We start from the raw sequence: 18,723 nt of genomic DNA, 5'->3' as shown, positions 1-18,723 counted from the left end.
GTTTGGAGTCATGAAGCGGCGGAAAGTCGGTCGCTGTGCAGCCGATTGTTAAATTCTGTGGCGTACGGTATTCTGTCCATGAACAGAATCCTGTACAGGAACAACCTTATGGATGCCATTAGCTACACAGCCGCCAGAACCAATCTAGCAAAAACCATGGAGCAGGTCTGTGAAGACCATTCACCTGTCATCATCACCCGGAGCAAATCGCCGTCAGTAGTAATGATCTCCCTGGAAGACTACGAGGCGCTGCAAGAAACTGCATACCTTCTGCGCGCACCAAAAAACGCACGGCGTTTGCTGGAATCCGTTGCCGAGCTGGAGCAAGGCGATGGTCAAGAAAAGGAACTTCTTGAATGAAACTCATCTTCTCCGAGCACGCCTGGGAAGACTATCTGTACTGGCAGAAAACCGACAAAAAGATTCTTAACCGAATCAACAAGCTGATCAAAGAGATCAAGCGAGAGCCCTGCGAAGGTGTTGGCAAACCAGAGCCCCTCAAACACAGCCTCGCCGGATACTGGTCTCGCCGGATCAATGAAGAACACCGAATAGTTTACAAAATCACGGATGACGCTTTGCTTATCGCCCAACTCCGGTATCACTACTGATTTAACGCCCTGGCTTTGCGGCGTGCCGGAGTGCCAGCGGAGGCGCGTCCGGCAACAGCCACTGGTTAAGCTGCATCGAAGTCCAAGGGATGGATTCCATCCAGGTTGACCGTGTTGCGGGCCACCCATAGATCGTACATATCCTGCATCGCCAACCAACTCTCAGGAGAACGTCCGAGAACCTTGGATAGCCGAAGCGACATTTCCGGGCTAATACCACTATCCCCTTTGAGCAGCCGAGACAAAGTGGAGGGAGAGACCCCCAGACTGGAAGCAAGCTGACGGGAACTGATACCGAAAGGCTCCAGGTACACCTCCCGAATGAATTCACCAGGATGCGGCGGATTATGCATAGTCATTAGTGATAATCCTCATAATCAAGAATGTAGGCGTTGCCGTCCTGAAATTCGAACGTCATGCGCCAGTTTCCGTTGACCCGAATCGACCACCGTCCTTTGTCTTTGCCCTTCAATGGATGAAGCCGGAAACCAGGAATGTCCATGTCTTCCACCGAAGTGGCTGTATCCAGAGCAGCCAGCTGCATACGCAGTTTCTTGGCGTGATCAGGCTGTATGCCAGACGTGTTGCCAGTCGAGTAGAACCGTTTCAGTCCTTTGTGACGGAATGATTTAATCATGAGGGAATGCTAGCACGTTGCGCACCACGCAACAATAGAGCTTAACAGTTTTAATACTGCGCATGCGCATTCACACGCAGTGCTGAGTTCCGGACAGCTACGCTAATCAATTGAAGAGAAAGGGAAATCTAGGTACCACAGCCATTCTCTTCCGATGAAAACAAGCATGCGCGTTTTGATGCAGCGCCGTGCGCACTATCACGCACCGGCAGTTCCTTAATGCCTTGATACTGGACCAATTTACACCGCGTTTCCAGTCAAAAATACGCATAAGCCAATGACAAAACGAGCAAGAAGGAATCGCGCCCCATCAAGCTAACCGCAGCCCTACTCCCCTTCAGTGCAGCCGAGCATCGCAGGCTGAAAGAGAAACAAGGGACAGGATGTTTGAGCGACAAAGGAGCGAGTTGCCTGTCCCGCTCTTTCAGGCGAGACGCGCAGGGAAACCCGCGGAGCGGGTCAAACTGAGGGGCGGCTTGGGATTGTTAAGGGACTTGTCCGCACAAGTCCCTTGACTCGCCACGCGGCGAAACCGGCACTGGCTTACGAAGACAGAAGGCGAAGGTATAACCAGATTTAAAGGGAGCTAAAACGCAAAAGAAGAAGGCAGCTCAGTCGCTACCCTTCTCCCCTGCATCTTTCAGCCGAGTTGCAACCAGATCACGAACCTCTGGATCAGGATCATCCCTGAGTGCTTCCAGTGCTTCAAGCGGTGCATCAAGAGCGGCGGCCAGACGCACGGTCCAGTCATCATCCTTCAGCATGGGCACAACAGCGTCGCCTTCAAGACGATCCGCCACTATGCGGCGTACTTCCGCTTCCGGGTCGTTCATCATCAGCCCCAGGCTGACTTCCGGCAGACGGCGGGCGACCAGTTTACGGACCTGCCGATCGGGATCACGGATCATGCGGAACAGGCGGCCCTGCGGCAGGCGCTGGGTCACATAGGCACGGACCAGGTAGTCGGGGTCGTCCGCCAGCTTTTCCAGATGTTCAGGCGGAATACGGTCAGCCACGGTGATGCGAACTTCCCGGTCTTCGTCCTCTACCAGCGCGAGCAGCTTTTCGCGGGGCAAACGGTAAGCCACAGCACGACGGACGGCTTCGTCCGGGTCGCGGATCAGCTTGTCCAGTGCTTCAAGGGGCGCGTAGCGAACGGCGATGGCGCGCCTTTCCCAGAAGGAGTCCTGCAGGTAGTAGATCGCCAGGTGCGGGTTGATGCGCAGGAAGCGGTCGATCTGCCGCCCACTATGTGCAGCAATGCAGATATCTCCGGGCACACAGCGCCCGGATAGCAGCAGATCGGTCTTGTAACGACAAAAACGACAATCGGCGACCGGCGTGAGATCGCCGTCGTTACGATCAGTCGTCATCGGCAATTACCTCAGCCACGACAATGCCGGATGCAGAGCCCGGATCGTTGGACAACTTGGAGCAGTGGTCCGCGGAGTTCACCAGATACAGGTTGAACGTGGGGCGCTCGGCCCAGGGCTTGGCGGTGGCACCAATGTCGTCATCAAAGCACCAGGTAAAGTGGTAGTCCGGGTACTTGATGCGCAGTTCAGCGACCAGCTCCTCGCCAATCACTTGGGAAGAGGCGAAATCACAGATCTCATTCAAAACGTCTTCTGTAATCATGCGGTTTCCTCCTCTTCGGTGGCGAAGCGCACCCGCTCTTCCGCTTTGAAGCCCATGACCTTTGCAAGCCAGGGTGGCGGATTAGTGCCGATCACCCCTTTCAGGGTTTCCATGGTTTCTCCGGCTTCTCCGCTGTTGGGCATTTTCACCGGGTGAATCCCGGCGCGTACGATCTTGGCAGCCGCCGGTCCACCGATCGAAACGGTGTAAAGCAACTGACAATCCTTGATCAGATCGGCACGGTAAGCGTTTTTGTCCTCTTCCTCGGGCGGGCGTCCCGCGGCGCGGACATCGATCAAACGGCTTTCACTGTCCGATACCTGATAGACCAGGAACCGGGCACAGGAGCCGAAATGACCGTCGATTTGGGTGTCGTGGTTGGAAGCGCAGGCTACACGGATAGACCCGGGCATATCGCCTTCGCTATACGGCTGTGTATCGGGGAGAGGCTCTTCAGCCTGATCCATTTTGACGCCAATACCCTTGAGCAGATTGAGTGCTGCCTTGAGGTGTTGAACTTCGATCTCCGCGAGTTCGCCATCAGCCGCCGCTTTCAGCTTGGGCACTTTCAGGCGACCCAGCTTAGTCGGCGTGATCGGTAAACCGCAGGCATCAACCAGGACAGTCATCAGACGTTTCGCATCTGTGTCGGGCAGCGCACGCGCTGCCAAACCGATACGCAGAGCAACTTCGGGGGAAAGTTTATCTGCAGCCATATCAGTCACCTCATCCCCTGCGCGCGCGCAAGGTAATCGGGAGTTTGGGAGTCGTATCAAGGGGATCGATAAAGTACTTGGTACCATCGGTCAGCTCGATCAAGCCGCCCCATTTGTCATCGCCTTCAAATTCAATGCTGGCGATTTCGTCTTCCTGGTCCTTTTTGGCGACGTAGAGGGTCATCTTGCCCTCGTTGTCTTTACGGATCATTACGTTAGGCATGGAGGCCTCCGGCTTTACGGCTAGGTGGAGAAACAACCGGGGTCTGATGACCCCGGTTTTTTACAACTCGACTCAGTGCTCGATTAACGAACCAGATCGTAGTTGAAGTCGGTGGTCTGCATGCCACGGGTATCGTCGTCGAGACGTTCCAGGACAGCATTCACGATGGTGGTCAGCATCTGCATAGCACCTTCGTAGCCGAGGGTGGTCTGACGATGCAGGTGGTGGCGATCGAAGATCGGGAAGCCCAGACGGATCAGCGGTACTTCGTGCTCCTTGCCCTTGTACAGGGTGTCGCGGGAAATATCTTTACCGTAAGAGTTACCAATCAGGAAGTCCGGCTTGTTGGTGAAGCACAGGGAACGCATGTGCCACAGGTCCTTACCGATGTGAACTTCGCTCTCGGCACCGTACGGAGACTCGGCCAGAATCGCTTCCATCTCTTTCTTCCAACGCTTGTTAGCGTGGTTGCAGAGAATATGAATCGGCTCAGCACCCAGCTCCAGCAGGAACTTGGTCAGACCCATGACGAAGTCAGCATCACCGTAAAGTGCGAACTTCTTGCCATGCAGCCAGGTGTGGGAGTCGGTCATCATGTCGACCAGACGGCCACGCTCAAGCTCCAGAGTCTTACCGATCGGCTTGCCGGTGATCTCGGAAACCTTCATCAGGAATTCATCGGTGTATTCCAGGCCCATCGGGATCTTGAGCTTGGGTACATCGTGGTTCCAGGTGGTGGTCACGTACTTCTTGGTCTTAACCAGCTGCCACGGCTGCAGCAGGATGGTGTTCAGAGCGTTCGGCGCTTCCTTGATCTCGTCCATGGTAGTGCCGCCTTCGTACATGCGGAACTGGCCATCAGCCGGCGTATCAAGCACTTCTGAAGGATCAGACAGCAGGGTCGCGTCAACGCCCATATCGGCCATCATGCGCTTCATGACACGGTAGTTACCCAGGTAAGTTTCGAAGCCCGGCACGATGTTCAGCTTGCCGCTCTTACCCACTTCCTTATCTTCCATGTAGTTCAGGGTAAAGTAACGTGCGATACCTTCGAACATGTTGTCCCAGCCAGTGGTGTGGCTGCCGACGAAGCTCGGCGTATGCGCGAACGGAACCGGGTAGTCCTGATCGACGTGACCTTCCTTCTTGGCGTTACCGATGAAGGCGTTCAGGTCGTCACCGATAACCTCTGCCATACAGGTGGTGGAAACGGCAATCATTTCCGGCTTGTACAGTGCTTTGGCGTTTTCCAGGCCGTCGAACATGTTCTTCTGGCCACCGAATACCGCCGCATCTTCGGTCATGGAGTCAGATACGGTTGCGATCGGCTCCTTGAAGTGACGGTTGAAGTAGGTACGGAAGTAAGCAACACAACCCTGGGAACCGTGCACGTAAGGCAGGGTCTTTTCAAAGCCCAGTGAGCAGAGAACGGCACCCAGCGGCTGACAGGCTTTAGCCGGGTTAACTGTCAGCGCTTCACGCTGGAAGTTCAGGTCCTGATACTCTTTGGTGGTTGTCCACTCGAATACTTCGTCGATTTTGGACTGCGGATGCTTCTCTTCGAAGTCATCGCGCTTTTTGGCCAGCATATCCTGGTAGTCATCTTCAAGGAAAAGCGGATAGCTCGGCTTGATGTTATCAACTGACTGACTCATTTCTTTCTCTCCTCCCGCGCCACTAATCTGTGAACTGACGGGTCAAAGTGGGTAGTGGGGTTCGCGACGCATGCGCCGCGAACCTTTAGCAGCCGACTCAGGCGCTGGCAGCAACGGCGGAATCTTCAGCCGCGTCTGCTTTCCAGGGAGCCTGAAGCTTCTTCCAGCACGGGTTGTTCAGGGTCATGTCCATATCGCGGGCGAAGATGGCGAAACCATCGTAGCCGTGGTACGGACCTGAGTAGTCCCAGCTGTGCATCTGACGGAAAGGAATACCCATCTTCTGGAAGATGTACTTCTCTTTAACACCAGAACCGATCAGGTCAGGCTTGATCTTCTTAACGAATTCTTCGAATTCGTAGCCAGTCACGTCATCGTAGATCAGGGTCGCGTTACCCATTTCCTTGATGGTGCGGTCGTAGTCATCGTTATGAGCGAACTCGTAACCGGTACCAACCACTTCCATACCCAGATCTTCGTAAGCGCCGATCACGTGACGCGGACGCAGACCACCGATGTACAGCATGACTTTTTTGCCTTCCAGGCGCGGCTTGTACTTGTCGATGACTGTCTGGTATTCGAGCTTGTACTTGGCGATGACCTCTTCAGCTTTCTTCTGAATCGTTTCATCGAAGAAAGAAGCGATCTTACGCAGAGACTCGTCAGTCTTGGTCGGACCGAAGAAGTTGTACTCCATCCAGGGAATACCGTACTTCTCTTCCATGTGACGAGAGATGTAGTTCATGGAGCGGTAGCAGTGAACCAGGTTCAGCTTGACCTTCGGGGTCAGCTCCATCTCGGAGATGGTGCCGTCACCGGACCACTGAGCCACAACGCGCAGACCCATCTCTTCCAGCAGGATGCGGGAAGACCAGGCGTCACCACCGATGTTGTAGTCACCGATGATGGCTACATCATAAGGAGTGGTTTCAAAGCTGTTGTCATCATCACGCTTACCCAGCGCCCAGTCACGGATCGCGTCGTTAGCGATGTGGTGACCCAGGGACTGAGAAACACCGCGGAAGCCTTCACAGCGAACCGGTACAACGGTTTTGCCGGTAGCTGCCGCTGCTTTCTTGGCGACTGCTTCGATGTCATCACCGATCAGACCGATCGGGCACTCAGACTGGATGGAGATCCCCTTGTTGAGCGGGAACAGCTGCTCGATCTCTTCGATCAGCTTAGCCAGCTTCTTGTCGCCGCCGAATACGATGTCCTTCTCCTGGAAATCGGAGGTGAAGTTCATGGTAACGAAGGCGTTAACACCGGTCGTACCGATGTAGTAGTTACGACGACCAGAACGGGAGTACTGACCGCAGCCGACCGGACCGTGAGAAATGTGGATCATATCCTTGATCGGACCCCAAACCACACCGCGGGAACCCGCGTAGGCACAACCACGAATGGTCATGACACCCGGCAGGGACTTCTTGTTGGAAGTGATGCATTTCTTGGACTGTTCAACTTCGTGATCGTTGGCAGTCAGGTGCTTGGAACGGTCTTTTTTAGCTTTTGCAGGATAGACTTCGAGCACTTCGTTGATGAGCGCTTCAGTCTCTTCACGTGACATGACAGACATGACCTGTCTCCTTTACATGTTGGGTTGCGAACAGAGGCTAATCTGCCCCATGTTCGTCCTCGGAGCGGGCGCCCCCGGGTAATACCGAGAGACCGCCCGTCCTGCCGACAACGTGCAATACTTAGGCTTCGTCAGCCGCAGTCTTACCGATGATGCTGGTGTCTTCTTCTTCCATGATGCCGAATTCCATCAGCAGAGCTTCAAGCTCATCCATGGTTACAGGAGACGGGATAACGAGCATTTTGTTGTCTACGACTTTCTGAGCCAGAGCACGGTACTCGTCAGCCTGCTTAGCAGCCGGGTCGTACTCGATAACAGTCATACGACGGATTTCTGCGCGCTGTACGACGTTGTCACGCGGGATGAAGTGGATCATCTGAGTGCCGATCTTGGCAGCCAGTGCTTCGATCAGCTCGTCTTCGCGGTCAGTGTTACGGGAGTTACAGATCAGACCAGCCAGGCGTACACCACCGGAGTTGGCGTACTTAACGATACCCTTGGAGATGTTGTTGGCGGCGTACATAGCCATCATCTCACCAGAGCATACGATGTAGATTTCCTGAGCTTTGTTTTCACGGATCGGCATCGCGAAGCCACCGCATACAACGTCACCCAGTACGTCGTAGAATACGAAGTCCAGATCGTCTTCGTAGGCACCTTCCTCTTCCAGGAAGTTGATAGCGGTGATAACACCACGACCGGCGCAACCAACACCCGGCTCCGGACCACCGGACTCAACGCACTTAACGTCGCCGTAACCGGTCTTCAGTACATCTTCCAGTTCCAGATCTTCAACGGTACCGGCTTCGGCAGCCATTTCCATGATGGTGTTCTGGGCCTTGGAGTGCAGGATCAGACGAGTAGAGTCAGCTTTCGGGTCGCAGCCGACGATCATAACTTTCTTGCCCATTTCGGCCAGAGCGGCTACCAGGTTCTGAGTAGTGGTAGACTTACCGATACCGCCTTTACCGTAAATTGCACATTGACGCATTGCCATAGTGTTGCTCCTCGTTTCGGACTTTGCTTCCGAGCCCAGACCCTTCGTAATTGAGAGTGCCTCGGCCTTCGTAACTTCGCTGAGCATGTTGCGAAACGTGTACCAACTTTGGCATGCAAAATTAAGTCCTTGTTTTTTAAGGAGTTAGTTTTGTTTTTCGGTTTTTGCGGACCTGTTTTGTAACGACAACCCCACCCCAAGCTGTCGTAAGCCCAACAAAAACCCCTGTTCTTTGTCAGGCCATATACCTCTGTCGAAATTACGACAAACTCTCAGGTCTTGATGTGCCGACCCCACTAATAGTCGTCAAATTTATCGGTAATACAGACACTTAGCTGTGGCGCAACAATTGCAGCCTATATGTAAGGCCCGTTTCTACCCGTGACAGACGTCAGGTGGTGCGGCTTTAAAAACCCAAACTGTCTGGAAGGTACTGGCATGTATAAAGAGTTAGTCGAAGGTATTCAGAGCGGAAAGATCGTCCCCTACCTGGGGGCAGGCGCCCTAAAGGACGTTAAGAACATGCAGGATGGCAGCCCGATTCCGGCTGACAGTGACAGCCTGATCCTGGCCATGAACAACGGACAGCCGATGGCTCCGCGCCTGATGTATGAGTTCCCACGTGCGGCCATGAATATGGAGAATAAAAAGGGGCGCTCTTTCGTTCAGCGTTTCCTGAATGAAACCTACGGCGAGAAAGAATGGACCCGTGGACAGCTGCACGACTGGATCGCCGATCTCAAGCCCAACTATGTGATCGATGTAAACCGCGACACCCAACTTCTCGACACCTACGCTGATTGTGAGCACACACTGGTTATGGGTGTGGCACGCATTACAGCATCTGACTATCGATTCAAGCTGTTCCATTATGATGGAAGCAGCTACAGCGAAGTCCAGCTTGATCAGGTTAACCCCAGTCTGCCGATCGTCTTCAAACCACTGGGTGCACCGAAACCGGAAGCCAACTACATCGCCGCCGATGCCGACTTTGTCGATTACATCACCGAGCTGATGGGTGGCTTCGCGATTCCGGACTTCCTGAAAGACTACCGCAAAGAGAAGCAGTACCTGTTCCTGGGTATGCGTTTCACCCGCGATACCGAGCGTATGGTGATGAGCGACATTATCTATGCCGCCGATGAACCGGCCGGTTGGGCATTCATTCCCGAGCCCACGGATAAAGAACGCCGCTTCTGCGCACTGAAGAAGATTGAAATTATTGAGCAGGACTGGGACGTGCTGCTAAGCCCTGAAACAGCCCAGGCAATGGCTTGATCTGATGCCCCGCGCCTGTCCAAACTCGGCCGTCGCGGGGCCCTTTTATCACGCAAAGAAAGGCGCTAACTGCGCACCCAACGCTCACCGTTGAATTCGACCGTAAACCGAGCCCATTCCTTAAACTCGCGTATCGTCGAAACTCCTGTCGTGTAGCTGCCGGCACCGGCAACATTCTTGAACACCAGCCGCTCCCGCTCTAACTCCATTCGCTCCGGCCCATCCAGGATCTGCCGGACAGCCCACTGCGCCCCCAGCTGCCCGTTACTGTAATACGCGCCGATAACCAACGGGTCGGCGTCTTGATGCGCCTGCGCAGCATGCTCAACCGCCAGATCGAACAGCTCCGCCAGTTCCTCGGAGGTCACGTCCACATATGAGTTGATTTTCTCCATGGCAGCCGCCAGATCTTCATGTGTAAGCATACTGCTATGTCTATCTCGCGGCGGCACTGCGCTATCCACCGGCCGCCGAGCAAGCACCGCAGGATAACGTCGCCAGGCGAAAAGGTTGTTGAACAACAGTGCAACCAACAAGATCCCGATCAAATTCAGCAAAACCGGGTTCAGCAGATAACCGAAACCCAATGAATGTATCGCGTCTCCCCCAATCACGGCGGTCAAAGCGGTAGCGCCGCCTGGCGGATGAATACAGCGCAGGTAGTGCATGATCGCTATCGATAAACCCACTGCGATCGCAGGCGTCAACGGGCTTTCCGGCAACAACATCTGACAACTGACACCAACAAACGCTGACAGCAGGTGTCCGCCCAACAACGGCCAGGGTTGAGATAACGCCCCATGTGGCACCGCAAACAACAACACGGCGGTTGCACCCATCGACGCAACCATCATGGCAGTGGCTGTCGGTCCCAGATACCAGCCGGATATCCAGTAAACCCCGAGTATTCCCAGCAACGCGCCAAAACCGGAGACCAGTTTTTCGGTATGTCCGGTAGTGTCCTCGCCTATTCCAAGTACCGCGAGCACGCAATTGTTCTTTTCACTTTGGGGATCGGAATGATTGGAACCTTGTTTGAGCTCAGGCAAGAGATTCAACCTCCGCGGTATCGATCTGTAACCGCTTCAGCAAACGACTGAAGTTTCCGGGATCCAGCCCCAGCTCCCGCGCGGCAGCCGCGCGATTACGGCCTTGCCGTGCCAAGCATTCGATAATCAGGTTACGCTGGAACAGATCGGTTGCCTCACGTAAGGAGCGCGCTTCCGACCCGGATACCAACGTTTGATGCGCGATAGGTGACTCCGACTCGGTTATCCGCGCCACTGGCAGATCAAGCAGGCCGGCAGTCAGGCTCTGAATTCGTCCACCGCTGCCGGCATCCGCTTTCAGTCGCAGTACAGCCCGGCTTAACAGATGCTCAAGCTCACGCACATTGCCAGGCCAGTCGTAAGCCAACAGCGCCTCACGAGCCCCGCTGTCCAACCTCAGTGATCGCAGCCCCAGGCGACGTCTGTTCAACTCGAGAAAGTAACCCGCCAGGCGCAGGATATCGCGCCCGCGTTCACGCAGCGGCGGTACCTGTATTGGATAGACGCTGAGACGATGGTACAGATCGGCGCGGAACCGCCCCTCCGCCACCTCCTGCGCCAGGTCGCGGTTTGTTGCCGCGATAATACGCACATCCACCTGGTGGAACCGGTCGCTGCCAACCCGCTGCACTTCACCACTCTGCAGTGCGCGCAGTAACTTGGGCTGCATGGCCAGGGGCATTTCACCGATCTCGTCGAGAAACAGGGTTCCCCCGTGAGCCAACTCGAACTTACCGGTTCGGGCACCATCGGCACCGGAGAAAGCGCCGCGGGTATGGCCAAACAGCTCGCTCTCTACCAGATTTTCCGGGAGCGCTGCACAGTTCACATATACCAGTGGTGCATCGGTACGTGCCGAGGCGGCATGTATATGGCGGGCCACAAGCTCCTTGCCAACCCCGGTCTCACCGGTAATTAACACTGACAGGTCGGATGTCGCCACCACATCAAGCTCACGCAGCATCGCCTTGATTGTTGGGCTATCACCGATTATCTCGGTCCGCCCCAAATCAGCGATCAGCACCTGCGCCACCTCGTGCTCGTGCTCGTGATTAAAGCGTTTTTGCAGCGACTGTATCAGTTCACAAACACGGATGGAGGCCTCCGTCAGCCGCACGAAGGCACGCAGCTCCAGTGGATCTATCCCATCGAACGTTCCGGGTGCCAACGCATCCAGCGTCAGCACTCCCCATGGCAGTTCATCGATATAGAGCGCGACCCCCATGCAGTCGTGGATATGCAGCGGTTCATCCACCTCATCGATCAATCCATCATAAGGGTCCGGCAACTCGGAGTCGGCCATAAAACGGACCGGCTCTCTGCTCATCAGAATATGTGCAAAGCGCGGATGTTCCTCGACCACAAATGTCCGCCCTGAAGTGTCATCAGAAAGACCTCGGGTCGCCAGCGGATACAACACTGAGTCTGTCAGCTGCAGCAGCGCCGCCGCATCGCAGGGAAAGGCCTCCAACAATGCCTGCAGCAGCCGCGCGAAACGCGTCTCCGGTGCCATCTGGCGGGACAGGTCCGAGACCACCGACACCACCGAATCCGCCATGGAAAAAACAGTCATTCAAACAATCCCGATGTCCTTTCTACAACAAATACACAGAGTCATTACGACAATCATTATTATAAAATGCATATATTATACAGCTTTAAGATGGCGGGCACGATATCCGTTTATCCGGACGCTATCAAAGTGCCAAAGGAACAGATCCGTTACGAATTCTTCGGTAGGCCGCAGCATGGCAAAAAACCTTGCTGCGGCCGCTTCCTCGAATGCTGGAGAGGGGTTCTAAGGTAGGTAGAGTTGCGGCGAGCCGGGCCCCCGGCCCGCCTCAATAGTGGTAAACGATCAGTGCGCGGTCCCTTTTGCGGTCTCCTGCGCTTGTTCCTCGCCCATGTAGGCTTCAAAGTTGGAGATGTAATCGACCAGGTTGCCGTCGTAGAGCTGACGGAAACGGTCGGTAAAGTATTCCACGGCCTTTTCGCGCTTTCCGGCCAGTTCGTCGGCGCTGGTCACGCTGCCTGCCGCGATGTAGGCGTTAAAGCGGGCGGCAGCATAGATGAACGCGACGCCCATCTTATGGTCCCCGTACTTGCCACCCATTTCGTTCGCGATTTCGATCAGTTTATTGGTCGCTTCCACGAACTGCTCGTCGAACATATTTTCATCAACACTCATGATGGCTCTCCTGATCCATAAATTTACGTTGGAAAGTGGACTGGCGACCGATGGAGAGGTGGCGATGGCGACAGTAGCGCCCAACAGCCATTAACATTGCCATGCGGCTCAACCCTTTGCTCAAGGCACCCTGCTGATCGCAGGCCAGTTGCCGGAACTGATCCAGTGCCAGGTTTGTGTCGTCCTGTAGGCCCATTGTTTTCATCACAACACCTCCGATCTATACGTTACCGGATCAGCACTCGAGCTGAACCAGGTGGGTATTCTGTTTTTCCGCGAACTGAGCCGGCGTATAGGCCTTGATGGTCAGAGCATGCAGACGCCCGGACTTCAGGGCCAGGTCGAACAGGGCCAGGATCCCCTTCTGACGCTGCATCAGATTCTGCCCTTCAAAACTTTCACTGATGATGGTCACGGTGAAGTTACACTCCTCTCCGGTCACATCGATCTCTGCATCAGGCAGCGCCTCGGCGATAGTCGCTTCGACATCAGAGGTCAGCATCAGGCACCTCCCGCCGCATCCAGCATCGGTTTCAAGCTGCCGTCTTCAGCCATCTCGACAATCACATCGCTGCCGCCAACCAGCTCGCCCTTGACGAACAGCTGCGGATAAGTCGGCCAGTTGGAGATATTCGGCAGTTTCTCGCGAATAAACGGCGCCTCCAGCACGTTGACGAAGGCGAAGCTGTTACCCAGCGGCTTGAGTGCCTCTACCGCGTTGCGGGAAAAACCGCAGCGCGGTTCTTCCGGGGTTCCCTTCATGTAGAGAATGATCGGGTTTTCAGCGAGCTGTTTGCGGATTTTGTCTTCAGTACTCACGGTTATCGTCCTCGTTGTTACGAGCCCACCGCCTGTTGCGATGCGGCCATCAGCAGCTTCATGATTTCCCGGTTGCACGCGACGTCTAATGCAGTGAAATCATCCAGCGTGCGTTTGTCGGTATCTGCTCCTACTGCCAGCAACATCTGGACCATTTCGGTTTCGCCCGCAGCAGATGCGTAGATCAGAGGTGTAGCGCCGTTGGCATTCTGATGATCAAAATCAACACCTGCATCCAGCAGGATGCGCACGGTGGCCGCGTCTCCTGCGCGTGTGGCGAACCAGAGCGCGTTGTTACCATCATCGTTAAGGCGGTTCACATCGGCCCCCAGAGAGATCAGCCGACTCACCTCCAGAGCATCGGCACTGTGGGCTGCGCGCATCAACTGTGTGATACCAAACTCGCCGGGATTGTCGACTTCCAAACATTTTGAGGTATCCCGCGGGATCCAGTGGGGTTTCCAGGCCGCAAAACCGCCCTCCAGGCTGTAACAACGGGTAAAGCCAAAGTCGGTAAACAGGCGGGCCATTTCCGTACTCGCATTGCCCTGAGCACAGTAGATCAGAACCGGTCGGGTTTTGGGGGTATTCATCAGCAACGACTTTACATTGCCGTCGGTCAGGTGCGTCGCCAACGGATGGTGGGCCGACTGAAACTCCTGATCCGAACGCATATCCAGAACCAGCGCGTCTCCATGCGCTACAAGCGACTGCGCATCCTGCACAGACATCCGCTTAACTCCAGGCATGTTTACTCCTTGTGAAGGTGGTGATATCCCGACAATCCGGCGATACGGTCATCATGTTTACCGGCACCCACGGCAAATCCGTAGACCGCCTGATAGCTCTGATCTTTAAGGCCGAGCAACTCGTGAACGCCGTCATCGAAGAAACACCCGATGCCAGTGCCATTAAGCCCCTGAGCAGAGGCACTGAGGTAGAGAGACTGTCCCAGGATTCCCGCTTCGTAGAAAAGCTGCTGGTAGGCGTTGCTGCCTCCGGCTGCCAGGGCTGAGTCATACTCGGCCAGCATCATTAACGTCATACTGCTGGCCGCGGCGATCATTTGATTGCAGCACAGCTGGGCAGCTGCCTTGCGGGTATTGGCTGTTTTAAGGTGAACCAGTTCCAGGCCGGCAAACTCCACACGCCGACCCTCGGGCCACTTGGAGGCTGCGGATACCAGTGAATCGGCCGCCTGGGTGGTCCTGGGCAGCAGATAGAGCCCGGGCTCCAGTGATTCGACGTTATGGACAAACAGCAGTAGATGCAGCCGGGGATCGGTGGTCTGGAGGCGACTCTGCCCGGGCATAAGCGGGTGCAGCAAACGGCCAATCTGCTCGGTACTGAGTACATATTGATGGTCGTAAGCTTGAGCACTGCGCCGCTGCATGATGGTGTCGATAGCGTTGCAGGCCCCGGACTGAACCGCAATCTCAAGCGACGGAGATTCAGCCAGAGTGATGGCAGGCGACTCCGTAAAGCTGTTTATCACCGCCTCACATTCGCGCCAGCGCTCGAGGGGACGAGGCCCCAGCTTGCTTGGCTGCCCCTGCCAGAGGTCACTCTCGCTGCAGAGCTCCGCCAGGGTGACATAATCCACATCGGCCCCGTTCAAGCTCAATAGCAGCTCGGGGTACTCCGGTTCGACACCGGCGAATTCGGGCCGGGCAATACCCGCCAGCGCCGCAATCTGCGTGTGATCGGTGCGCACTGTCGCCCATTGCCAACCCAGTAGCGCCGCCGCGACCTGGCATTGAGCCAATAGATGTCCGCTATCCAACAAACAGTAGCGTAAGCCGCGCTCGCCATACTTCCAGGCCTCTCGCTGCAGGACCGATGTCAGTATCAGTGAGACACCACTCACTTGATCTGCCGCCAACGCCAGCCGTTGTTCCAGCGCGTGATCATGTACATCGTAGTGATAGATGCCGGCGTCCCAGTCCGCACAGGCCGGCAGGACCAGGTAAAGCTCGCTCGGGTGGAGGTTACCGCTGGAGGGGTTGGTTCTTTGTGACCACCGGTCCGGCCCAAACACTTTCCATGCGGTGAGCCCCGCGGCATAGCGTAGAAAACAGCTCAGTGTATCAATTGAAAGTGGCTGCGGTGCCAGACGACCGGAATGGATCGCACTGGCCGGAATCTTCGCATCCAGCACCTGTTCGGCGCGCTCCAGCGGCAGTGTGATCCGGGGAGCACCTTCGAAATGCCGAAACACATTGGGCTGGTCATCCCAGTCCAGCGTCTGTGGGCCCGGTGCATAACCGTCAAAACGGTGTTTGGTTAACTGATGATAGGCGTGCAACTGCTCAAGAGCAGGCGTTTCGTCCGTTAAGGACATGGATCACTCCTCGGGACCGAAGCAATCGCTGTAGGCACTGCACTGATCACAGCTCGGCGCGCGGCAGACATAGCCACCGCCACGCTCACAGAGCTGTTTATAGAAGAAGCGCTTCCACTTCATATCGCGGTCATTCAGTGCCTTGAGCTCAGGATAGGCAAACGCCATCAGCTCACTCAGCGCTATTCTGTCCGGCAGCCCCAGGTCCCGCCACAGGTGATCGCCACCCAGGCAGGCTGCCGCAATGATAATCGACAGCTCCTCGGGAACCTCGCTCACACGATATGCCTCCAGCAGATCCACCAGCTCCACTCGCTCGTCATCCCGAAGGGCGAGCAGCTCTTCGCGCATGGCTGAGCGCGCCTCCAGCAGGTGTTCACTGCCACATTCCGGCAAGAGCTCATCGCCCGCGCCGGGGAAGTAGCGGTTGACCAGCGCGTCAAAGCGCGATGCATCCAGCCCCAGATTAAAAGGTAAGGCGCCCACGCCCGTGCGTGGACCGAGAATTAGGTGAGCGAGATGACGGCCGGTTTCTCCACCCGCCGCGACCGCCATCAATCGCTCGAACTGGCTCATTGCCTGCAAAGCCACCATCGCCATCACTGACCCTCCATCCGGCAGCCATCGCGACTGTGGGATTTGGGGCAGCTTTCGATGTCTTCCTGAGGCAGACGCGTCAGACCGATCATCTGATCTATACGGTCCGCCTCAAAGCCCTGCAAGCACTGCCCGTCGATATCCATCAACGGGCGTCGAATAAGGAGCGGATCAGCACACATCTGTGCCAGAACCGCTTCAGGTTGGCTGTAGTCCAGCGATACCTCACCGGACTTAACGCCTGGGTGGCTTTTGTTGATCCACCCGGTAATCTCATCACCCAGGAACGGGCGCAGGCTTTGCGGTGTCCAGTCAGCCTTCAGCAGATTGCGGGCATCCAGCGAGTGTCCCGCCTCTTCCAGCAACTTTTTCTGTTTACGGTTGTTGATACAACCGGGCTTTTCGTAAAACACCACCTGCACCATATCGCCCCCTTAACGCGACTGAATTTCAGCCATCGCCTTTTCCATCATCTCCGGCGGGATCCCGGTCAGAGAGCCCGGCGGATTGACCGCTTCGCCCGCTGCATCAAGAATGGCGCCTTCGATGGGGCAGATGCTCGCACACTGAGGATCGGCGTGATCCCCTTCACACTCGGTACATTTCTTGGCATCGATCATGAAGTGCGGCTTGTCATCGTAGATCGCATCGCTGGGGCAGACATCCAGACAGGCCCAGCAGTTGACGCACGTATCGATAATGCTCAGTGACATGACGACCTCCTCATGCGCTCATCTGGGTATCGCTTACCCGGGACTCGTCGAGCTTCCCAGTCGCGATCATCTCTTCATAGACGGCGATAATCGCTTCCTCGATCGGCTCCATGGCATGCTCGCCATTGGGCTGAATACCCGCCTCTTCGAGCAGCCCCCAAGGCTCAAAACCAATTTTGGAACAGAGGACGACTTCACAACCGGACAGGGAGCGGATGCTGCCAGCCAGGGCGCTTTCCTTCTCGCCGCAGGTATCGTTACCGATGCAGTACTGATCAACCTTGCGGTGTTGGATAAAGCGTACGCCCTGAGAAGAAGCCTCATAGATCAGGAACTCAGTGGCATGCCCAAAGTGCTGGTTGATCATGCCGCCACCACTGGTGGCCACAGCCATCATCACCGGGCGGAAGTTCGTGTTCTCTACGCTTGGCCCACTGGGAACCTTCACCGCAGCCAGCGCAGCACGCTTTTTCTCTTTCTCGGCGAGCTCTTCGGCGATACCCTGATGGATCACGGCGCGCTTCTTCATCGCTTCGTCGTAATCGATCTCCATCTCTTCGATCTTGTCGATGGTGAACTCATCACCACGGTCTTCGCCCAGCAGGCCCACCGCGTCGGCACGGCACTGACGGCAGTGACGCATCATGTTCATGTCACCGGCACATTCGTCCTGAAGCTCCATCAGCTCCTCGTTGGACGGACCACGCTGACCCATGACGCCGTAGAACGTACCGTGCTCGGCTTCGGCAATCAGCGGCATAACGTTGTGCAGGAAAGCGCCCTTCTGCTTCACGATCCGGCTCACCTCCTTGAGGTGATCGTCGTTGACGCCCGGAATCATGACGGAGTTAACCTTGACCAGGATGCCGCGTTCAACCAGCATCTCTAGCCCTTTCTGCTGCTGCTCGATCAGGATTTTGGCCGCTTTCTTGCCGCGGATACGACGGTTGTTCCAGAAGATCCACGGATAGATCTTGGCACCGATCTCCGGATCCACGCAGTTGATGGTGATCGTCACGTGATCGATGTTGTGCTGGGCCAGTTCTTCAACCGCATCCGGCAGTGCCAGACCGTTGGTGGAAACACACAGCTTGATATCCGGTGCTTCGGCACTCAGGCGACGGAATGTCTCGAACGTGCGTTCCGGGTTGGCCAGAGGATCGCCAGGGCCCGCGATGCCAAGAACGGTCATCTGCGGAATGGTCGCGGCGACCGCTTTGGTCTTCTTCACGGCCTGATCCGGAGTCAGCAGCTCGGAGACGACGCCCGGGCGTGATTCGTTGGCACAGTCGTATTTACGGTTACAGTAATGACACTGAATATTGCACGCCGGTGCGACGGCTACATGCATACGCGCAAAATAGTGGTGCGCCTCTTCCGAATAGCAAGGATGGTTATGGACCTTTTCCTTGATAGCATCGGGCAGATGGCCGAGTTGATCGTTGCTGCTGCCGCAAGAGCTGGACGAGCAACCCCCACCGCTTTCGCTCTGTGTTTCGTTCAGGACTGTCAACTCCATCGGATTCACTCCTCTGCGGGCCCCTTGGGCCGGTTGTCAGATGCAGATCACCTGCTGCTGAGGAGGTTGCAATCGGCGGGCCACGACGTAACCTATTGTTTATAAAGACGAATGAATTTGCTTAACTGTCATTTCGTTGTGCTTTGTGATACAGATCAATAGC

At 55.8% G+C, this 18,723-nt stretch carries 24 protein-coding genes; 3 read left to right on the top strand and 21 right to left on the bottom strand.

Features of this window, described 5'->3' with window-relative positions; genetic code table 11:
• Positions 1-108: 108 nt before the first annotated feature.
• Positions 109-360 carry a type II toxin-antitoxin system Phd/YefM family antitoxin gene (locus G403_RS0115470; protein ID WP_036234099.1) on the top strand — a complete coding sequence of 84 codons (252 nt, stop codon included), beginning with the start codon at positions 109-111 and terminating at the stop codon, positions 358-360.
• Positions 357-611, top strand: a complete 255-nt coding sequence (locus G403_RS0115465) for a Txe/YoeB family addiction module toxin (RefSeq protein ID WP_027854790.1) — start codon at positions 357-359, stop codon at positions 609-611. Before G403_RS0115470 ends, G403_RS0115465 begins: the two co-directional genes overlap by 4 nt.
• 65 nt (positions 612-676) lie before the next feature.
• Here the strand turns inward: G403_RS0115465 and G403_RS0115460 are convergent, their stop codons facing one another.
• The 9 genes from G403_RS0115460 to nifH form a co-directional block, all read right to left on the bottom strand.
• On the bottom strand, positions 677-970 hold the full coding sequence (locus G403_RS0115460; RefSeq protein ID WP_027854789.1) for a HigA family addiction module antitoxin: 294 nt from the start codon (positions 968-970) through the stop codon (positions 677-679).
• Positions 970-1,248, bottom strand: coding sequence for a type II toxin-antitoxin system RelE/ParE family toxin (locus tag G403_RS0115455; protein WP_012137898.1), 279 nt, complete (start codon positions 1,246-1,248; stop codon positions 970-972). The genes G403_RS0115460 and G403_RS0115455 overlap by 1 nt, the downstream gene beginning before the upstream one ends.
• A 611-nt stretch (positions 1,249-1,859) precedes the next feature.
• Positions 1,860-2,621, bottom strand: a complete 762-nt coding sequence (locus G403_RS0115450; protein ID WP_027854788.1) for a 4Fe4S-binding leucine-rich repeat protein — start codon at positions 2,619-2,621, stop codon at positions 1,860-1,862.
• On the bottom strand, positions 2,611-2,886 hold the full coding sequence (locus G403_RS0115445) for a DUF6129 family protein (protein WP_027854787.1): 276 nt from the start codon (positions 2,884-2,886) through the stop codon (positions 2,611-2,613). The genes G403_RS0115450 and G403_RS0115445 overlap by 11 nt, the downstream gene beginning before the upstream one ends.
• Positions 2,883-3,602, bottom strand: a complete 720-nt coding sequence (locus tag G403_RS0115440; protein WP_027854786.1) for a dinitrogenase iron-molybdenum cofactor biosynthesis protein — start codon at positions 3,600-3,602, stop codon at positions 2,883-2,885. The genes G403_RS0115445 and G403_RS0115440 overlap by 4 nt, the downstream gene beginning before the upstream one ends.
• A gap of 10 nt (positions 3,603-3,612) precedes the next feature.
• Positions 3,613-3,825, bottom strand: a complete 213-nt coding sequence (nifT, locus tag G403_RS0115435) for a putative nitrogen fixation protein NifT (protein WP_027854785.1) — start codon at positions 3,823-3,825, stop codon at positions 3,613-3,615.
• Between the two features lie 83 nt (positions 3,826-3,908).
• Entirely contained in the window at positions 3,909-5,480 is a 1,572-nt protein-coding gene (nifK, locus tag G403_RS0115430) for a nitrogenase molybdenum-iron protein subunit beta (protein ID WP_027854784.1), read from the bottom strand.
• A 97-nt stretch (positions 5,481-5,577) separates the two neighbouring features.
• Entirely contained in the window at positions 5,578-7,059 is a 1,482-nt protein-coding gene (gene nifD, locus G403_RS0115425) for a nitrogenase molybdenum-iron protein alpha chain (RefSeq protein WP_027854783.1), read from the bottom strand.
• 121 nt (positions 7,060-7,180) lie between these two features.
• Positions 7,181-8,056 (bottom strand): nitrogenase iron protein, encoded by an 876-nt coding sequence (nifH, locus tag G403_RS0115420; protein ID WP_027854782.1) that lies wholly within the window; start codon positions 8,054-8,056, stop codon positions 7,181-7,183.
• Positions 8,057-8,494: 438 nt separating this feature from the next.
• Here nifH and G403_RS0115415 point away from each other — a divergent pair, with 438 nt between their 5' ends.
• Positions 8,495-9,334, top strand: a complete 840-nt coding sequence (locus G403_RS0115415; protein ID WP_027854781.1) for an SIR2 family protein — start codon at positions 8,495-8,497, stop codon at positions 9,332-9,334.
• Positions 9,335-9,399: 65 nt separating this feature from the next.
• Here G403_RS0115415 and G403_RS0115410 read toward each other — a convergent pair whose 3' ends face one another.
• The 12 genes from G403_RS0115410 to nifB all read right to left on the bottom strand — a co-directional run bounded on the left by G403_RS0115410 (position 9,400) and on the right by nifB (position 18,560).
• Positions 9,400-10,323: an HPP family protein gene (locus G403_RS0115410; protein WP_027854780.1), complete on the bottom strand. Its 924-nt coding sequence runs from the start codon at positions 10,321-10,323 to the stop codon at positions 9,400-9,402.
• 52 nt (positions 10,324-10,375) lie between these two features.
• Entirely contained in the window at positions 10,376-11,956 is a 1,581-nt protein-coding gene (gene norR, locus G403_RS0115405; RefSeq protein WP_027854779.1) for a nitric oxide reductase transcriptional regulator NorR, read from the bottom strand.
• 285 nt (positions 11,957-12,241) lie between these two features.
• On the bottom strand, positions 12,242-12,571 hold the full coding sequence (locus G403_RS23565) for a DUF3144 domain-containing protein (RefSeq protein ID WP_051299118.1): 330 nt from the start codon (positions 12,569-12,571) through the stop codon (positions 12,242-12,244).
• Positions 12,561-12,776, bottom strand: a complete 216-nt coding sequence (locus G403_RS0115395) for a hypothetical protein (RefSeq protein WP_027854778.1) — start codon at positions 12,774-12,776, stop codon at positions 12,561-12,563. Before G403_RS0115395 ends, G403_RS23565 begins: the two co-directional genes overlap by 11 nt.
• A 30-nt stretch (positions 12,777-12,806) precedes the next feature.
• On the bottom strand, positions 12,807-13,073 hold the full coding sequence (locus tag G403_RS0115390; protein ID WP_027854777.1) for a BolA family protein: 267 nt from the start codon (positions 13,071-13,073) through the stop codon (positions 12,807-12,809).
• Positions 13,073-13,390 (bottom strand): Grx4 family monothiol glutaredoxin, encoded by a 318-nt coding sequence (gene grxD, locus G403_RS0115385; protein WP_027854776.1) that lies wholly within the window; start codon positions 13,388-13,390, stop codon positions 13,073-13,075. Before grxD ends, G403_RS0115390 begins: the two co-directional genes overlap by 1 nt.
• Positions 13,391-13,407: 17 nt before the next feature.
• Positions 13,408-14,139: an ankyrin repeat domain-containing protein gene (locus tag G403_RS0115380; RefSeq protein WP_027854775.1), complete on the bottom strand. Its 732-nt coding sequence runs from the start codon at positions 14,137-14,139 to the stop codon at positions 13,408-13,410.
• Between the two features lie 2 nt (positions 14,140-14,141).
• A complete protein-coding gene (locus tag G403_RS0115375; protein WP_027854774.1) occupies positions 14,142-15,731 on the bottom strand; it encodes a SagB/ThcOx family dehydrogenase in 1,590 nt (529 codons plus the stop codon).
• Between the two features lie 3 nt (positions 15,732-15,734).
• Positions 15,735-16,331 carry a nitrogen fixation protein NifQ gene (locus G403_RS0115370; RefSeq protein ID WP_051299116.1) on the bottom strand — a complete coding sequence of 199 codons (597 nt, stop codon included), beginning with the start codon at positions 16,329-16,331 and terminating at the stop codon, positions 15,735-15,737.
• Positions 16,331-16,753 (bottom strand): thioredoxin domain-containing protein, encoded by a 423-nt coding sequence (locus tag G403_RS0115365; RefSeq protein WP_027854772.1) that lies wholly within the window; start codon positions 16,751-16,753, stop codon positions 16,331-16,333. The genes G403_RS0115370 and G403_RS0115365 overlap by 1 nt, the downstream gene beginning before the upstream one ends.
• Positions 16,754-16,762: 9 nt before the next feature.
• Entirely contained in the window at positions 16,763-17,041 is a 279-nt protein-coding gene (locus tag G403_RS0115360) for a 4Fe-4S binding protein (RefSeq protein WP_027854771.1), read from the bottom strand.
• 10 nt (positions 17,042-17,051) lie between these two features.
• On the bottom strand, positions 17,052-18,560 hold the full coding sequence (nifB, locus tag G403_RS0115355) for a nitrogenase cofactor biosynthesis protein NifB (RefSeq protein WP_027854770.1): 1,509 nt from the start codon (positions 18,558-18,560) through the stop codon (positions 17,052-17,054).
• Between the last annotated feature and the right edge of the window lie 163 nt (positions 18,561-18,723).

Source organism: Marinobacterium litorale DSM 23545, from assembly GCF_000428985.1.
Classification (GTDB): domain Bacteria; phylum Pseudomonadota; class Gammaproteobacteria; order Pseudomonadales; family Balneatricaceae; genus Marinobacterium_D; species Marinobacterium_D litorale.
Note: the sequence above shows the minus strand (reverse complement) of the source record. Positions and strands in the feature narration are given on the sequence as shown.